Here is a 15,249-nt window from a genome sequence, read left to right as displayed (position 1 = left end):
AGAGCCGCGCCTGCGGCAAAAGAGACCGGGAGAAGATGCTTGACCGACGCCTATATCATTGATGCCGTCCGCACCCCGCGCAGCATCGGCAAGATGGGCAAGGGCGCGCTGTCGCACATGCACCCGCAGCATATCGCCGTCGCGGTGCTGAAAGCGCTCAAGGACCGCAACAATCTGAACACCGCCGATGTCGATGACATCATCTGGGGCACCAGCGCACAGATGGGGTTGCAGGGTGGCGACCTTGGCCGGATGGCGGCGCTCGATGCGGGCTATGACGTCAAGGCTTCAGGCGTGACGCTGGACCGCTTCTGCGGCAGCGGCCTGACCGCCACCAATCTGGCTGCGGCGCAGATCATGTCCGGCATGGAGGATCTGGTGATCGCCGGCGGCACCGAGATGATGTCCTATGTCACCTGGTATGGCCAGTCGCTGCGCGAGGCCGGCGTGAAGGCCGCTGGCGGGCTTGGCACCGGCAATATGCGCTTGCAGGACAAGCATCCCCAGTCGAACCAGGGCGTCGCCGCCGATGCGATCGCCGCGATGGAAGGGATCACGCGCGAAGATCTGGATGCCTTTGGCGCCGAAAGCCAGCGCAGGGCCGGCATCGCGCTCAAGGAAGGCCGCTTCGCCAGGTCGACCGTGCCGGTGCATGACGAGGATGGCAGCGTCGTGCTGGACCATGAGGAATATCCCCGCCCCGACACCACGGCCGAGCAGCTTGCCGGGCTGAAACCCGCCTTCGCAGCCTTCATGGACATGCCCTCGCGCCAGGATGGGCCGACCTTCCGCCAGCTCATCAACCAGAAATATCCCGATCTTGCGATCGAGCCACTGCATCATGCCGGCACCTCGTCGGGCGTGGTCGATGGCGCGGCCGCGATCCTGCTCGCCTCGAAAGCCTATGCCGACGCCCATGGGCTCAAGCCCCGCGCCCGCATCGTCGCGACCGCCAATGTCGGCGACGATCCGACGCTGATGCTGAACGCCCCGGTCCCGGCCGCGCGCAAGGTGCTGGCCAAGGCCGGGCTGACCGTGGCCGACATCGATGTGTTCGAGGTCAATGAAGCCTTTGCCGTAGTGACGGAGAAGTTCATCCGCGACCTAGGCGTCGACCGCGCCAAGCTCAATCCCAATGGCGGCGCCATCGCGCTCGGCCACCCGATCGGCGCGACCGGCGCGGTGCTGATCGGCACCGCACTCGACGAGCTGGAGCGCAGCGGCGGCCGCTATGCCCTGATCACCATGTGCGCGGCCGGGGGCATGGCGCCCGCGATCATCATCGAACGTGTCTGATCGGATCGTCCGGCCGCCGCGCTGCGCCGAACAGGAGGAGGCTGCTTTCGTTTCGCCGCGATGGCGCTATGCTGCGCGCACAATGGAAAGCCTGCAGGACAAGACACTCGCCGACAACCCGCCGGCGCTGATGCGCAACGCGACGATGAAGCTGACGATCATCGCCCGTCAGCTGCGCGCGCATTTCGACCAGAGCGTGGTGCGGCTGGGCGTCACCCGCTCGCAATGGACGGTGATCGCGGCGGTCGCGCGCTATCCCGGCACGACCCAGCGCCATATCGCCAACCTGCTGGAAATGGCCGAGGCATCGGCCGGGCGGCTGATCGACCGGCTCTGTGCCGACGGCCTGCTGGAACGGCGGCAGAAGGATGACGACCGGCGCGCCCATGCCGTATTCCTGACCGAGCGCGGCCAGGCGATCACCATGCAGCTATCAGGCATCGCGCAGGAGAATGAGGAGGTCGCCTTTGCCGGCGTATCCACTGAGGATCTCAAGCGCCTGAACAGCCTGCTCGACACGATTTCCGAAAATATCGTCAAGCCCTGAAGGTTGCCGCCGTCCCGGCGCCCCTCCCTTCCCGGACATAAAAAAGGGCCGCTCCGGCAAGGAGCGGCCCATTCGCTATCGGCCGGCGCAGGGGAGGCCGCGCCCGGCGATCTCTTAGTGCGCGGTCAGCAGATCCTTCTTCGACAGGCTGGTGGTCAGCTTGCCGTCGGCGGCGGTCAGGCTGGACGCCGGAACATTCACCATCTTGCCGTTGAGGATGATCTGGGCGTTGCCGTCAGCCGCGACGCGATAGATGGCGGCCAGGCGATCGCCGCTGGCGGTGTAGAGCATCTTGCCCTTGTAATCGGCGGCGGCAGTGGCTGCGCTGATCTGGACGGCTTCGCCGGCGGCAGCGACCTGCGGCAGGGCAGCAGCGGCGAGGGAGAGCGACAGGGCGATCTTGGCGAAACGAGTCATGGCACAACCTCTTCAACTAAAAACGAGTCGAGGAACGATATCCCCTTAACACTAAGCTAGGTTAGCTATTGCCGGCGATAATGTCAACCTAGCTTAGTATTTATTTTTGCATGTGCGAACAGCGGCTTGGACAGGCAGACAAAAGGCCGCGTCCATATGGAACGCGGCCTCTTCGCCCAATGGATGCAGCGCCGTTGATTCAGCGCGGCGGAAAGCGAATCGCGCCGTCGATGCGGAACAGCTGGGCATTGATGTAGCTGTTGCGCGTGATCTCCAGCGCCAGCCCGGCAAATTCCTCGGGCTTTCCGAGACGCTTGGGGAAGGGAACGCTGTTGTTCAGGCTTTCGTACATGGCCGGGTTCATGTCCTTGAAGCGCAGCATCGGCGGCGTCGCAAAGATGCCCGGCATGATCGCATTGACGCGAATCCCCAGCTCCATCAGGTCGCGCGCCATTGGCAGCACCATGCCGTTGACCCCGGCTTTCAGCGAGCCATAGGCGACCTGGCCGACCTGCCCATCCTGCGCCGCAGCACTGGAGGTCAACAGGATGCTGCCCCGCTCGCCATCCTCCAGCGGGTCGAGCGCCGCCATGCCGAGCGCCCCGATCGAGGCGATGCGATAGCTGGCGACCAGCACGCCTTCGGCCGAAATCGCATAATCCTGCGTCGACATGCGCTTGAAGCCGCCGGTCTCCTTGTCCTTCGACACGGTCTTGCCGCCCTTCGACACCACCGCGCAATGGACCAGGATGCGTTCCTGCCCCTGCGCCGCCCGCGCCGCGTCGAAACCGGCGAGCACGCTGTCTTCCGACATGATGTCGACCTTGCAGAAGGTAGCACCGACCTCCGCCGCGATCGCCTGGCCGCTATCCTCGTTGATATCGAAGATCGCGACCTTGACGCCGGCTTCGCGCAGCGCCCGTACCGTCGCCAGCCCCAGGCCCGACGCGCCGCCGGTCACCACGGCGGACAGGGAAGAGTCGAGTTTCATGGCATGTCTCCCACATCTGTTTTCGGACCGGCTATGGCACAGCGGCAAGGCGGCTCAACCCATGGCCCGGCCGACGCCGGCAATATCGCTGCGGCGCTAGGGGGCCGGGGCGCATCGCGATAGCGATAGCAGGCCCGCCGGACTTGCGGCGACCAGCGCAGCTTCTACCCTTTCCCCAACAGGTCGCATCATGCGGCGAATGAGGGGATGGCTGATTTTATGACCCAGGTGATGAAGGGGGTGCGCGTTCTGGAAGTGGCGCAGTTCACCTATGTGCCGGCTGCCGGCGCGATCCTGGCCGACTGGGGCGCGGACGTCATCAAGATCGAGCATCCGGTGCGCGGCGACACGCAGCGCGGGTTCCTGAACATGGGCGGGGTGCAGCTCGACCCGCTGCGCCACACTTTGTTCGAGCATCCCAATCGCGGCAAGCGCAGCGTCGGCATCGACCTGTCGACGGAGGAAGGCCAGGCCGTGCTCTATGAGCTGGCCAAAAGCGCCGACGTGTTCCTGACCAACTATCTTCCCCAGGTGCGGCAGAAGAACAAGTTCGACGTCGAGCATATCCGCGCGGTCAATCCCAACATCATCTATTCCCGTGGCAGCGCGCTGGGCAACAAGGGGCCGGAGCGCGAGGTGGGCGGCTTCGACGGCACCTGCTTCTGGTCGCGCAGCGGCGTGGCCCATGCGATGACGCCCGAGGAACTGCCCGGCCCGCTGACCCAGGGCATTCCCGCCTTTGGCGATTCCATCGGCGGCATGTTCATCGCCGGCGGCATTTCCGGCGCGCTGTTCCACCGCGAAAAGACCGGCGAGGCGGTCGAGCTGGACGTCTCGCTGCTGTCGAGCGCCTGGTGGGCGTCGGGCGCGCTGATCGCACAGGTGATGGAGACCGACATATTGACCCGCAACGGCATGCCGAGTTCCGGCGGATCGCTGCGCAACCCCTTCATGGGCAATTTCCGCACCTCGGACGGCGGCACGATCAACCTGTGCATGGTCAGCCCCACCGGCCTGATCGCCGACACCTTCGCCCATGTCGGCGTGCCCGAGGCGGCGGACGATCCGCGCTTCAAGGATGTGCTGGCGCTGATCGAGAATGCCGGCGCCGCGAGCGACATATTGGTCAAGGCCTTCGGTCAGAAGCCCTTCGCCTATTGGCGCGAGCATCTGAAGACGATGAAGGGGCAATGGGCGCCGATCCAGAGCTTCAAGGATCTGCTGACCGACGAGCAGGCGATCGCCAACGACATGATCATCGAAGTGGAGGGCGCCGATGGCGGCGCGCCGCTGCGGCTGGTGCGCGGGCCGGTGCAGTTTGACGGCCAGCCGGTGCAGACCACGCGCTCGCCCCAGGCATCCGAGCATACCGAACTGGTGCTGATGGAACTGGGCGTCGAGTGGGACCAGATTGAACAATGGAAGGCCAGCGGCGCTATCGCTTGAAGGGGTAACGTCGGGGGGCTGGAAGGCAGGAATGATATGAAACCGGGTACGAAACTGAAGAGCGCGGTGTGCGACACCGAAGTGATGGTGATCCGCAGCGGCACCGGCACGATCGAATGCGGCGGCAGCGCCATGGGCGAAGCCAAGCCAGAAGCGGTGGGTACCCCCGCCGCCGATTTCAGCGCGGGCACGCTGATGGGCAAGCGCTATGTCGATCCGGCCGGCAATTTCGAATTGCTATGCGTCAAGCCGGGCAAGGGTTCGCTGTCGGTCGACGGCGTCGCCCTGAGCCCCAAGGACGCCAAGCCCCTGCCCGCTTCGGACTGACGCCCATCCCATGAACATCGCCCTGTTCCTCGAAATGGCGGCCGATGCCGCGCCCGACCGCATCGGCCTGGTCTGTGACGGCCAGCGCTGGAGCTATGCCCGGCTGCTGGCTGGCGCGCGCGGCGCCGCCGCGCTGATCCGGGACAGTGGCTGCAGCCATGTCGCGCTGCTGGACGAGAGCAGCGAGGCGGCGGCGATGGCGCTGTTCGGCGCGGCGATCGCCGGCGTGCCCTATGTGCCGCTCAACTATCGGCTGGCCGACGCGGACCTCGCCTCGCTGCTGGCGCGGATCACCCCGGCGCTGATCGTCGGCGATGTCGTGCGGGTCGAACGGCTCTGCCCCTCGGCCGACAACAAGGTGCTGGCGCGGGCCGATTTCGTCGCCGCCGCGCTCAACGCTGCGGTCGATGCACCGACCGAGGCGGACGAGGGCGATGGCGTCGCCATCCAGCTGTTCACCAGCGGCACGACCGCCGCGCCCAAGGCGGCGATCCTGCGCCACGCCAATCTGGTCTCCTATATATTGGGCACGGTCGAGTTTGGCGCCGCGCCGGAAGAGGATGCCGCGCTGGTCAGCGTACCGCCCTATCATATCGCCGGCATCGCCGCCCTGCTCAGCTCCATCTATGCGCTGCGCCGCATATTGCTGCTGCCGGCGTTCGATCCGGCCGCCTGGCTGGACCTGGCGGCAGGCGAGCGGGCGAGCAACGCCTTCGTCGTGCCGACCATGCTCTCCCGCATCATCGAGACCGTCGACAAGGGCAATCGCCCCGACCTCAGCAACCTGCGCGCGGTCGCCTATGGCGGCGGCAAGATGCCGCTGGAGCTGATCCAGCGCGCGCTCGACCTGTTTCCCGATACCGGCTTCACCAACGCCTATGGCCTGACCGAGACCAGCTCGACCGTCGCCCTGCTGGGACCGGACGAACATCGCGCCGCCCATGCCGCGACCGATCCGGCCGCCCGCGCCCGGCTGGCGTCGGTCGGCCGGCCGCTGCCGACGGTGGAAATCGAGATTCGCGACGAGGAAGGTCGCTGCCTGCCGGCCGGCGAGCCGGGCGAAATCTATGTCCGTGGCGACCAGGTGTCGGGCGAATATCGCGAGCGCAGCGCGCTCGACGCCGACGGCTGGTTCCCGACCCGCGACGCCGGCTATATCGATGCCGAGGGCTATCTGTTCCTGTCGGGCCGCGCCGACGACGTGATCGTGCGCGGCGGCGAGAATATTTCGCCCGGCGAGATCGAGGATGTGATGCTGGCCCTGCCCGCCATCGCCGAAGCGGCGGCGGTCGCCATCCCGTCCGCCGAATGGGGCGAGGCGGTCGGCCTGATCGTGGTCGTGCGCGACGGCCATGCGGCGCCGGCCGATGAGGAACTGAAGCAGGTCATCCGTGCCCGGCTGCGTTCTTCGCGAGTGCCCGAACGCGTGCTCTTTGCTAAGAGCCTGCCCTATAATGAAATGGGCAAGCTCCTCCGCCGGGAAATCAAGAAGCTGTTCGCAGCCTGACATGGCTCTCGCCCTGCCGCTTGCCGGCTGGGCCGAGGCGCAATTGCAGGCGATCCGGGCGCTGGCGGGAACGCCAGCACTGGCGGAGTTGAGCGGCGCCCAGCTGCTGGGAGAGCGGGCGGCGCTGAACGGCTTTTTGATACCGGGGCGGCGCTCGGCCGGTGGGGGATGCCGGCTCTACGACATGATCGACGGGCAGGTCGCGCTGACCCTGGCGCGGCCCGACGACCGGGACTTGATGCCGGCGCTGTTCGGTGAGGCAGGCATCGAAAGTGACAGCGATATTGTCACAGCCTTTGCTTCTGCAAAGGCGTCTGCAATCGTGACACAGGGGCGACAACTGGGGCTCGCGATCGCGGCGATCGATGAGGTGCCGGCCAGCCCGGCCTGTCGCGTGATGATGACAGGGGGTGCGCGGCCGATGCGCGACCGTCCGCCGCTGGTGATCGACCTGTCGGCGCTGTGGGCCGGGCCGCTGGCCGGGCATCTGCTGGGGCTGGCCGGCGCGCAAGTGATCAAGGTGGAGAGCCGCAACCGGCCCGACCGGATGCGCGCGGGCGATCCGCGGCTGTTCGCGCGGCTGAACCAGCACAAGGCCAATGTCGCGATCGACCTGCGCGATGCGGAGGATCGGGCGGCGCTGATCGCGCTGATCCACCGCGCCGACATGGTGATCGCCGCCGCCCGGCCGCGCGCACTGGCGCAACTAGGGATCGATGCCGACGCGCTGGTGCGCGAGGTACCGGGGCTGGTCTGGGTGACGATCACCGGCCATGGCGCGGAGGGCGACGCCGCCCACTGGATCGGCTTTGGCGATGATTGCAGCGTCGCCGGCGGCCTCAGCGCCGCATTGCGACAGGCGAGCGGGCGGATCGGCTTTGGCGGCGACGCCTGCGCCGACCCGCTGACCGGACTCCATGCGGCGCGGCAGGCGTTGGCGCAATGGCATGAAGGCACGGGCGCGCATCTGCTGCTGTCGATGAGCGCCGTAGTGGCCGAGGCGATCGGCTGGGAACGGGCGCGCGACGCGGCCGGCTTTACCGCGACACTGCAACGCTGGGCCGAGGCCGAGGGCGATGCCTTCCCCGCTCTTCCATCGCGAACCACGGGGCCGGTCGCGGCGCTGGGGCAGGATAATGGGGCCTGGCTATGCTGATCCGCGATGCCGAATTATGGGGCAAGGGCCGGGCCGATCTGCGCATCGCCGAAGGACGGATTGCGGCAATCGGCGCGCTTGCCCCCCTGCCCGGCGAGCCTGTGATCGACGCCGGTGGCGGCGCCCTGCTGCCCGGCCTGCACGACCATCATATCCATCTTGCGGCCTATGCCGTCGCCCGCGCCTCGCTGCCCTGCGGACCGCCGGCCGTGACCAGCGAAGCCGATCTGGCCGCCGCGCTGGCGCGACCGGGCGAAGGCTGGCTGCGCGGCATCGGCTATCATGAAAGCATCGCCTGCCTGCCCGACGCGCTGACGATCGACCGCTGGCAAGCCGAACGGCCGGTGCGCATCCAGCATCGGTCGGGGCGGATGTGGCTGCTCAACAGCCGGGCGCTCGACCTGCTGCTGGCGCTGGATGCACCGCCGCCGGGGCTGGAGCAGATCGACGGGCGCTGGACCGGGCGCTTGTTCGACGAGGATGGCTGGCTGCGCCGGGCGCTGGGCGGCACACCGCCGGCTCTCGACGCGGTGGGGCGCGAACTGGCCCGCCATGGCGTCACCGGCATTACCGACATGTCGCCCGGCAATGACGGCACGAGCCTTGCCTGGTTCGCCGCCGAGCGCGCGACCGGGCACCTGCCGCAGCATCTGGTTGCCGCCGGCACGCTGGCGCTGGGGGATGCGCCGCCGCCGGCCGGCATCGCGGTCGGCCCGGCCAAGCTGCACCTGCATGAAAATGCCCTGCCCGACTTCGACCAGTGCGTCGCCTTCCTGCGCGCCGCGCACGACCAGGGGCGAGCGATCGCCAGCCATTGCACGACCGAGACCGAACTGGTCTTCACCCTCGCCGCGCTGGCACAGGCCGGCGCGCGGCCGGGCGACCGGATCGAACATGCCGGCATCACCCCCGATGTGCTACTGGAGCAGATGATCGAATTAGGCGTGCAGGTGGTGAGCCAGCCGCATTTCATCGCCGAGCGCGGCGATCAGTATCTGCACGATGTCGAACCGCGCGAGCGGCCCTTGCTCTATCGGCTGGGCGCCTTCGCCCGCGCCGGGCTGGTGCTGGCAGCGGGCAGCGACGCCCCCTATGGCGTTGCCGATCCCTGGGCGGCGATGCGCGCGGCGGTGTCGCGCGAAACGCAGAGTCGCGCGGTCATCGGACAGGACGAGGCGCTGACGCCCGAGGCGGCGCTGGCCCTCTATCTCGCCGATCCATTGGATCTGAGCCGACAGCGCAGCATGGCCGTCGGCGCACCGGCCGACCTGTGCCTGCTGGATCGCCCCTGGGCGCAGGCGCGGCACCGCCTGCTGGCCGACGATGTCGCGATGACGTGGATCGCCGGATCAGTCGTCCATGATCGTGTCGACCAGCCCCCAGCCTAGCGCCGTGCGGGCGTTGATCCGCTTGCCCGACAGGATCATCAGCGCCGCGCGCTGACGCCCGATCCGGCGGCTGAGCGAGACGCAGCCGCCAGCGCCCGGAATGATCCCCATCGCCAGTTCGGGCAGATGGAACCAGGCGTCGGCGCTGGCTGCGATGTGGCCGGCAAAGGCCGCCATTTCCAGGCCCGATCCGACGCAGCCGCCCTGCACATGCACAGACAGCCGATCGGCGCAGCGCAGCAACGCATGGGCGGGCAGCGTCTGCATCCTTATGTCATGGGCGGTTGCCGGATCGCGCGTGGTGCCAAATTCGCTGAGATCCGCGCCGGTGCAGAAGCTGCGGCCCGCGCCGCGCAGGCTGACATGGCTGATATCGGGATCGAGCGCGGCAATGTCGAACGCCGCGCGCAATCCGTCGCGCAGATCGCGGTCGATGGCATTATGGGCGTCGGGCCGGTCGATCAGGATCGCCAGCCGGTCGCCTTCCCGATCCAGACGGATGGCGCCGGGCGCCTGCACCGGCGCCGGCATTTGTGCGGCCAGCCAGCGGGCGTGGCCAGCGCTGCCCTGAAGCAGGCCATAAGCAAGCGATTCCGCGACCAGCGCCTGGGCCGGGTCCAGCCCGTCGATCAGCCGCAGCAATTGCACCAGCACCCGCGCCGCTTCCGGCTGGGCCACGATCTGCTGCGTGATCGCATTGAGCGACACCGGCAGTTCGACCAGCGCATCGAGCCGCGACGCAAGCGGATGGGTCGGGTCGCCAATCCCCAGCAGAGGAAAGGGCGGCAGGTGCAACGGCGCATCGCTGCGCGGCGCGCGGTCGAGATCGACCAGCCCATAGGGCTGCGCATCCCCGGTCCATGGAAGGGTCAGGCCATCGGGGTCGATCAGGGCGGCGGGGCCGGGCATGGGTGGCAGGTTAGGACCAGGCCGAAGCGCGGCAAAGGCGGACGCAGCACTGATCGCCAGGGCGTTGCGCAGCATTGCTGACCGGCGGTCCGACCTGACGCACAGTCGCGCCATGGAGATGGAGCATAAGAATCTGCCCGCGCTTGCCGCCGCGGCCCTGCAGCGCCCGGCCTATCAGGCAGCGATCGAATATCAGGGGCACTGGTTCGGCTGGGGTGCGCTGCGGGCCACCGCCCAGGCGATCCAGGCCGCGCTGGAGGCCAGCGGCATTGCGGCGGATGCCCCGGTCGCCTTCGTCGCGCGCAATCGGCCGGCAGCGCTCGCCGCGCTGCTGGGCCTGATTGCGCAGGGGCGAACGATCCGCATGATCTATGCCTTTCAGTCGGACGCCGCGATCGCCCGCGACCTGACGCGGATGGCCCCCGCTGCGCTGGTCGCCTTTGCCGAGGATATCGGGCCGGAGATCCGGACGGTGCTGGCCGCCGAAGGCATGGTCACGGTCGCGATCGACGGCATGGCCGCCGCCGCCCTGCCGGGTCATGAACATGCCTCGCCAGAAGTTCAGCAGCGCCACGGCCCTGCCGCGCCGCAGATCGAGATATTGACCAGCGGCACCACCGGACCGCCGAAAAGTTTCGCCGTGCCCTATGCACTGCTAGAACGGCATTTCCTCTCGACCCCGCTGACCCGGCAGCAGGCGGATGATCCCCAGGCCGCACCGCCCTTCCTCCTCTATTTTCCGCTCGGCAACATCACCGGCCTCTATTCGACGCTGCCGATGCTGCTGCGCGGGCAGCGGGTCGAACTGCTGGAGCGTTTCTCGCTCAGCGCCTGGCATGCCCATGTTCGGCGCTGGCGGCCCAGCCATGGCGGCCTGCCCCCGGCCAGCGTGCAGGCCGTGCTGGATGCCGACATAGCGGTCGAAGACCTCGCCTCGCTCCACGCGATCGGCTGCGGCGCCGCGCCACTCGATCCCGGCGTGCAACAGGCGTTCGAGGCGCGCTACGGCATCCCCATCCTGCTCTCCTATGGCGCCACCGAGTTCGCCGGCCCGGTGGCGTCGATGACCGCCGCGCTCCATGCCGAATGGGGCGCCCGCAAGATCGGGTCGGTCGGCCGCGCCATGCCGGGTGCTGAGCTGCGCATCGTCGATCCAGAGAGCGGCGTCCCGCTACCATCCGGCGCCGAAGGTCTGCTGGAAGTCATCTCGCCGCGAATCGGCCAGGACTGGATTCGCACCTCCGACATCGCCCTGATCGATGCCGATGATTTCCTGTTCCTGCGCGGCCGGGCCGACGGCGCGATCATCCGCGGCGGCTTCAAATTGCTGCCCGAGTCGATCGAACGCGCGCTGATGCTGCACCCCGCTATCGCCGAAGCGGCGGTGACAGGCATGGCGGATCACCGGCTGGGGCAAGTGCCGGCGGCAGCGATCCGGCTTCACGCCGATTTTGCTGCACCTGCGGTCGCAGCATTGGAAACGCATGTGCGCCAGCATCTGCCTGCCACCCATGTTCCGGTAAAATGGCTGTTCGTCAGGGACTTGCCGCGCACCCCGTCGCTCAAGACCGATCGCCGCGCGCTTCAGGCGCTGTTTGCGAATATGTCGCCGGAAACGCAGAATGAGACAGAGAATATCACATAAACGAGGGTATCTCATTTTCTGTTGACAGCCTCCCGGCGTTAGTGAACAACCATGTTCAATAACGAAGGAGAGGAACCATGGCTCTGATCGAGTCCCATAAGCCGAGGGTAGCCAAGACCGAGTCCAACAAGGCGAAGATCGCCAAGCGCGTGGTCGAGGTGCTGGAATTTTTCGACGAGGATCATCCGCAGGCGACGGTGATGGACATTGTCCGCCGCTTCGACCGCCCGCAGTCGAGCACGTCCGAATTGCTGTCGAGCCTGGTCGATCTGGGCCTGCTCCACAAGGATCCGGGTTCGCGCGCCTATTCGCCGACCCCGCGCGCCGCGATGCTGGGTGCCGCGATCCAGCCGCGCATGGTACGCGATGGCGTCCTCAACGGCCTGATCGATCGCCTGTCGGCCCAGACCGGCCTTGGCATTGCCGTGTTCGGCATGGTCGGCCTCAACATCCAGATCGTTCACTGGCGCGCCGGCAAGAAGGCGCTGCGTACCTCGGCCAATAACGGCCTGGCCGGTGGCCGCCAGGAACGGCTCACCGACTCCGCCGCCGGCCTGCTGATGCTCTCGACCGTGCAGCAGCCGCGCCGCGACGGCCTGATCCGTCGCCTCAATGCCGAAGCGCCGCAGGAGCGCAAGTTCGTCTTCGCCGACGTTGCCGGCCAGGTGCAGCGCTGCCGTGACGAGGGGCATATCAGCGGCTTTGCCGGCTTCGGTTCGATCGCCGACGTCACCGCCATGCTGCTGCCCCACATGCCCGACGGCCAGCCGCTGGCGATCGGCTTCGTCTATGAACCGTCCGACCAGATTGACGCCGCCGGCCTGCAGCGCACGCTCAGCGAAGCGGTCCGCCGCTCGGTCGAGGAACAGTCGCCGGCCGCCTCCGTCCAGCCGATCTTCGAATCCGCCAACTGGCAGGGCGCGCTGGAGGTGAAGCATGGCTGATGTGAAGGACAAGGACGTCGCCGACGCCCAGGCCGCGCGCAAATATTGGTCGGCCGAAGGCTATACCGAAGGCGGCGTCATCCGCGAGGTCGACTACAGCACCCAGTCGGGCGGGCTCGACCCGTCGCTGGCCGGCATCAAGATCGTCGACACCGACACCCATATCACCGAAGCGCCCGACCTCTTCACCTCGCGCGCGCCGGCCAAGTACAAGGCCAAGGTGCCCTATGTGAAGCAGGATGCCGATGGGGTCGAACGCTGGTATGTGGGTGACCGGAATTTCGGATCGATGGGCGGAAACGTCATCCGCGCCGACAATAACAAGCTGCTCGGTCGCCTTGCCTTCCCCAAGCTGGCGCAGGCGCATCCGGGCGGTCACCTGATCAAGGAACGGCTGCAGGCAATGGACGATATGGGCATCTATGCCCAGATCGGCTTCCAGAATTCGGGCGTGACCCAGGCCGGTTCGCTGATGTCGCTGGGCGACCCCGATCTCGCGGTCGCGATCATCCAGATGTATAATGACGCATCGGCCGAATATCAGCAGGTGTCGGGCGACCGCATCTTCAACATGGCCCATCTGCCTTTCTGGGACCAGAAGGCGATGGAGGCCGAAGCGCGGCGCTGCGTCGACATGGGCCTGCGCGGCTTCGTGCTGCCCGACACGCCGGAGCGCGTTGGCGTGCCGAGCTTCCTGCATGATTATTGGACGCCCTTCCTGGAAATGTGCGAGGCCGAAGGGCTGCCGCTCAATTTCCACCTCAATGCGGCGATCGACCCCAATACGCTCACCTGGGACGGCTTCGGCTTTGAACAGACGCTGTCGGTGGTCGCCACCATGTTCTCGATCGGCAATGCCGCGACGCTGGGCAACTGGATGGTGTCGGGTCGGCTCGACCGCCACCCGAAGCTGAAGATCGGCCTGATCGAAAGCGGCGCGGGCTGGGTGCCCTTCGCGATCGAGGCGCTGGAACATCAGTTCGACGAAATGCTGCCGAGCAAGGTCGGCCTGCTCAACAAGCGGCCGTGGGAATATTTCCGCGACCATTTCTGGGTCACCTTCTGGTTCGAGAAGGTCGCGCCCAAGCTGCTGCTGGAAACGATCGGCGTCGACAAGCTGATGTTCGAAACCGACTTCCCGCACCCGACCTCGCTCTATCCGGGCGTGCAGGAACATCTCAAGGATGTGCTGGGCGGCTATGACTTCGCGGTGAAGAAGAAGGTGCTGCAGGACAATGCGGTGAACCTCTACAAGCTGCCGATCTGATCCACCGGGACAGACATGTAGATAAGGGGCGCTTCTACCAAGAGCGCCCCTTTTTTCGTCGGATAGAAATTTGACCGGATGAGTCGGGTCAGGACGGATCGGTCCGCGACGCGCTCAACGCGCCGGCAATCTGCCCTTCGGCCGCGCTTGCCTCTGCGATGAGCAGGCGCAAGGCCTTCGCAGTATCCTCCAGAAGTCCGTCGCCAATAGGGCGCTCGCCATTGATAAAACGGCGGATTGCCCGCTCGTCTATGCCCAGGCGGCGCGAGAAAGCCGTGGTGCCGCCGAACAGCTGGACGCAATGGGCAAAATGCTCGCGTCGCTCATCCACTGAAAGTAACGCAGCCATCACATCCCCTTTTCGTTCGCTGTCGACGGCCATAATCGATTCAGCGACCGGGGCGCAATCGACGACCAGAAGCCCGCCGCCCCTTACCTGAGCTGAAACGCGCGGCGGAGGGCGGCGAGGCGCATCGCCTGGAGCGCCTGCATCTGCGGCGTGTCGGCGCCAGCCAGGCCGAAGCCATGATAGGCGCCGGGCGTGACATGGAGTTCGACCGCGATGCCGAGGGCCAGCAGCCGGCGGGCGAAGTCGATATCCTCCTCCAGGAACAGGTCGAGCGCGCCGACGCTGATGAAGGCAGGCGGCAGGCCGGACAGGTCGGGGCAGCGGGCCGGCACGGCGTCGCTCGGGACATGGTCGGTGCCGGCTTCCTGCCCGAGCAGTGCCCCCCAGCCATAGCGGTTCTGCGCCGGGGTCCAGACGAACCGGCCGGTGACGGGGTGGCGCGGCGCGCTGCTGCCGGTGCGATCGTCCAGCATCGGCGCGTCGAGCAGCATGAAGCAGATCGGATAGGCGCCAAGGTCGCGGGCATGGATCGCCAGCGCCACGGCATGGCCGCCGCCCGCGCTCTCGCCGCCGATGGCGATGCGGGTCGGATCGATGCCCAGCGCGTCGGCCTGGTCATGCAGCCAGGCGAGCGCGGCGTAGCAATCGTCGCGGGCGCCGGGGAACGGGGTTTCGGGCGCCAGCCGATAATCGACCGACAGGACGACACAGCCCAGTTGCGCCACCCACGCCCGGTTGGACAGGTCGCTCATGTCGGCCATGCCGAGCACGAAGCCGCCGCCATGGATATGAAGATAGGCCGGCCGCAGCGCATCGCCAACGGTCTCTGCCGGGCGATAGAGCAGGCAGCGCACATCGGGCGATCCGGGCGCGCCGGGCAGGAAAATTTCTTCGCGCTGCACGGCGGCCAGCGCTTCGGGCATCGGTTCGGCGGGCCGGTTAGCAAAGGGCTGGCGGAAGGCGGCGATCGTCTGGTCGCTGAGGTCGAGTGGCGGGAAGAGGTCGAGCGCCGCGCGCAATTCGGGGGCTACCAGTTGCCGCGCCTCGTCCATCGTCCCGT

General features: G+C 67.2%; 15 protein-coding genes. 10 read left to right on the top strand and 5 right to left on the bottom strand.

The annotated features are described in order from the left end of the window. Positions 1 to 39 precede the first annotated feature (39 nt). Together N6H05_RS05535 and N6H05_RS05530 are read left to right on the top strand one after the other, a co-directional pair. A complete protein-coding gene (locus N6H05_RS05535; protein WP_010335447.1) occupies positions 40 to 1,296 on the top strand; it encodes an acetyl-CoA C-acetyltransferase in 1,257 nt (418 codons plus the stop codon). Between the two features lie 82 nt (positions 1,297 to 1,378). After that, positions 1,379 to 1,843 carry a MarR family winged helix-turn-helix transcriptional regulator gene (locus N6H05_RS05530; protein WP_278983945.1) on the top strand — a complete coding sequence of 155 codons (465 nt, stop codon included), beginning with the start codon at positions 1,379 to 1,381 and terminating at the stop codon, positions 1,841 to 1,843. A 114-nt stretch (positions 1,844 to 1,957) separates the two neighbouring features. Here the strand turns inward: N6H05_RS05530 and N6H05_RS05525 are convergent, their stop codons facing one another. Together N6H05_RS05525 and N6H05_RS05520 are read right to left on the bottom strand one after the other, a co-directional pair. Further along, positions 1,958 to 2,260 carry a hypothetical protein gene (locus N6H05_RS05525; RefSeq protein WP_004209466.1) on the bottom strand — a complete coding sequence of 101 codons (303 nt, stop codon included), beginning with the start codon at positions 2,258 to 2,260 and terminating at the stop codon, positions 1,958 to 1,960. 199 nt (positions 2,261 to 2,459) lie between these two features. Next, entirely contained in the window at positions 2,460 to 3,251 is a 792-nt protein-coding gene (locus tag N6H05_RS05520) for an SDR family oxidoreductase (RefSeq protein WP_284113019.1), read from the bottom strand. 219 nt (positions 3,252 to 3,470) lie between these two features. On the opposite strand from N6H05_RS05520, the gene N6H05_RS05515 reads away from it, so the two are divergent. Genes N6H05_RS05515 through N6H05_RS05495 form a run of 5 tightly spaced genes read left to right on the top strand, consistent with a single transcriptional unit; the run spans position 3,471 to position 9,075 of the window. After that, positions 3,471 to 4,697, top strand: coding sequence for a CaiB/BaiF CoA transferase family protein (locus N6H05_RS05515; protein WP_284114175.1), 1,227 nt, complete (start codon positions 3,471 to 3,473; stop codon positions 4,695 to 4,697). A 36-nt stretch (positions 4,698 to 4,733) separates the two neighbouring features. Then, positions 4,734 to 5,024: a hypothetical protein gene (locus tag N6H05_RS05510; RefSeq protein WP_169862486.1), complete on the top strand. Its 291-nt coding sequence runs from the start codon at positions 4,734 to 4,736 to the stop codon at positions 5,022 to 5,024. Between the two features lie 10 nt (positions 5,025 to 5,034). After that, on the top strand, positions 5,035 to 6,531 hold the full coding sequence (locus tag N6H05_RS05505; RefSeq protein WP_284113017.1) for a class I adenylate-forming enzyme family protein: 1,497 nt from the start codon (positions 5,035 to 5,037) through the stop codon (positions 6,529 to 6,531). Position 6,532: 1 nt separating this feature from the next. Next, the gene (locus tag N6H05_RS05500) at positions 6,533 to 7,687 is read left to right on the top strand and encodes a CoA transferase (protein WP_284113016.1); all 1,155 of its coding nucleotides are present in this window, start codon (positions 6,533 to 6,535) and stop codon (positions 7,685 to 7,687) included. Next, the gene (locus tag N6H05_RS05495; RefSeq protein WP_284113014.1) at positions 7,681 to 9,075 is read left to right on the top strand and encodes an amidohydrolase family protein; all 1,395 of its coding nucleotides are present in this window, start codon (positions 7,681 to 7,683) and stop codon (positions 9,073 to 9,075) included. The genes N6H05_RS05500 and N6H05_RS05495 overlap by 7 nt, the downstream gene beginning before the upstream one ends. Here N6H05_RS05495 and N6H05_RS05490 read toward each other — a convergent pair. Beyond that, entirely contained in the window at positions 9,037 to 10,059 is a 1,023-nt protein-coding gene (locus N6H05_RS05490) for an enoyl-CoA hydratase/isomerase family protein (RefSeq protein WP_284113012.1), read from the bottom strand. The genes N6H05_RS05495 and N6H05_RS05490 overlap by 39 nt on opposite strands. On the opposite strand from N6H05_RS05490, the gene N6H05_RS05485 reads away from it, so the two are divergent. From N6H05_RS05485 to N6H05_RS05475, 3 genes are all read left to right on the top strand, one after another. Continuing rightward, positions 10,049 to 11,629: a class I adenylate-forming enzyme family protein gene (locus tag N6H05_RS05485; RefSeq protein WP_284113011.1), complete on the top strand. Its 1,581-nt coding sequence runs from the start codon at positions 10,049 to 10,051 to the stop codon at positions 11,627 to 11,629. The genes N6H05_RS05490 and N6H05_RS05485 overlap by 11 nt on opposite strands. Before the next feature lie 77 nt (positions 11,630 to 11,706). Next, positions 11,707 to 12,573, top strand: a complete 867-nt coding sequence (locus N6H05_RS05480; protein ID WP_278393190.1) for a helix-turn-helix domain-containing protein — start codon at positions 11,707 to 11,709, stop codon at positions 12,571 to 12,573. Next, complete coding sequence (locus N6H05_RS05475) at positions 12,566 to 13,840, top strand: amidohydrolase family protein (RefSeq protein ID WP_284113010.1); 1,275 nt, start codon at positions 12,566 to 12,568, stop codon at positions 13,838 to 13,840. Before N6H05_RS05480 ends, N6H05_RS05475 begins: the two co-directional genes overlap by 8 nt. 88 nt (positions 13,841 to 13,928) lie before the next feature. On the opposite strand, the gene N6H05_RS05470 is transcribed toward N6H05_RS05475, so the two are convergent. Both N6H05_RS05470 and N6H05_RS05465 read right to left on the bottom strand, forming a co-directional pair. Next, complete coding sequence (locus N6H05_RS05470; protein ID WP_284113009.1) at positions 13,929 to 14,222, bottom strand: hypothetical protein; 294 nt, start codon at positions 14,220 to 14,222, stop codon at positions 13,929 to 13,931. Between the two features lie 50 nt (positions 14,223 to 14,272). Beyond that, entirely contained in the window at positions 14,273 to 15,241 is a 969-nt protein-coding gene (locus tag N6H05_RS05465) for an alpha/beta hydrolase (protein ID WP_284113007.1), read from the bottom strand. Between the last annotated feature and the right edge of the window lie 8 nt (positions 15,242 to 15,249).

The sequence above is a fragment of the Sphingobium sp. WTD-1 genome (assembly GCF_030128825.1).
GTDB lineage: Bacteria > Pseudomonadota > Alphaproteobacteria > Sphingomonadales > Sphingomonadaceae > Sphingobium.
Note: the sequence above shows the minus strand (reverse complement) of the source record. Positions and strands in the feature narration are given on the sequence as shown.

Excerpts from the sequence above, each read along its gene's own strand:
- N6H05_RS05530 (WP_278983945.1), top strand. The coding sequence starts at position 1,379 with ATGGAAAGCCTGCAGGACAAGACACTCGCCGACAACCCGCCGGCGCTG.
- N6H05_RS05525 (WP_004209466.1), bottom strand. The coding sequence starts at position 2,260 with ATGACTCGTTTCGCCAAGATCGCCCTGTCGCTCTCCCTCGCCGCTGCT.
- N6H05_RS05520 (WP_284113019.1), bottom strand. The coding sequence starts at position 3,251 with ATGAAACTCGACTCTTCCCTGTCCGCCGTGGTGACCGGCGGCGCGTCG.
- N6H05_RS05515 (WP_284114175.1), top strand. The coding sequence starts at position 3,471 with ATGACCCAGGTGATGAAGGGGGTGCGCGTTCTGGAAGTGGCGCAGTTC.
- N6H05_RS05510 (WP_169862486.1), top strand. The coding sequence starts at position 4,734 with ATGAAACCGGGTACGAAACTGAAGAGCGCGGTGTGCGACACCGAAGTG.
- N6H05_RS05505 (WP_284113017.1), top strand. The coding sequence starts at position 5,035 with ATGAACATCGCCCTGTTCCTCGAAATGGCGGCCGATGCCGCGCCCGAC.
- N6H05_RS05500 (WP_284113016.1), top strand. The coding sequence starts at position 6,533 with ATGGCTCTCGCCCTGCCGCTTGCCGGCTGGGCCGAGGCGCAATTGCAG.
- N6H05_RS05495 (WP_284113014.1), top strand. The coding sequence starts at position 7,681 with ATGCTGATCCGCGATGCCGAATTATGGGGCAAGGGCCGGGCCGATCTG.
- N6H05_RS05490 (WP_284113012.1), bottom strand. The coding sequence starts at position 10,059 with ATGCTGCGCAACGCCCTGGCGATCAGTGCTGCGTCCGCCTTTGCCGCG.
- N6H05_RS05480 (WP_278393190.1), top strand. The coding sequence starts at position 11,707 with ATGGCTCTGATCGAGTCCCATAAGCCGAGGGTAGCCAAGACCGAGTCC.
- N6H05_RS05475 (WP_284113010.1), top strand. The coding sequence starts at position 12,566 with ATGGCTGATGTGAAGGACAAGGACGTCGCCGACGCCCAGGCCGCGCGC.
- N6H05_RS05470 (WP_284113009.1), bottom strand. The coding sequence starts at position 14,222 with ATGGCCGTCGACAGCGAACGAAAAGGGGATGTGATGGCTGCGTTACTT.
- N6H05_RS05465 (WP_284113007.1), bottom strand. The coding sequence starts at position 15,241 with ATGGACGAGGCGCGGCAACTGGTAGCCCCCGAATTGCGCGCGGCGCTC.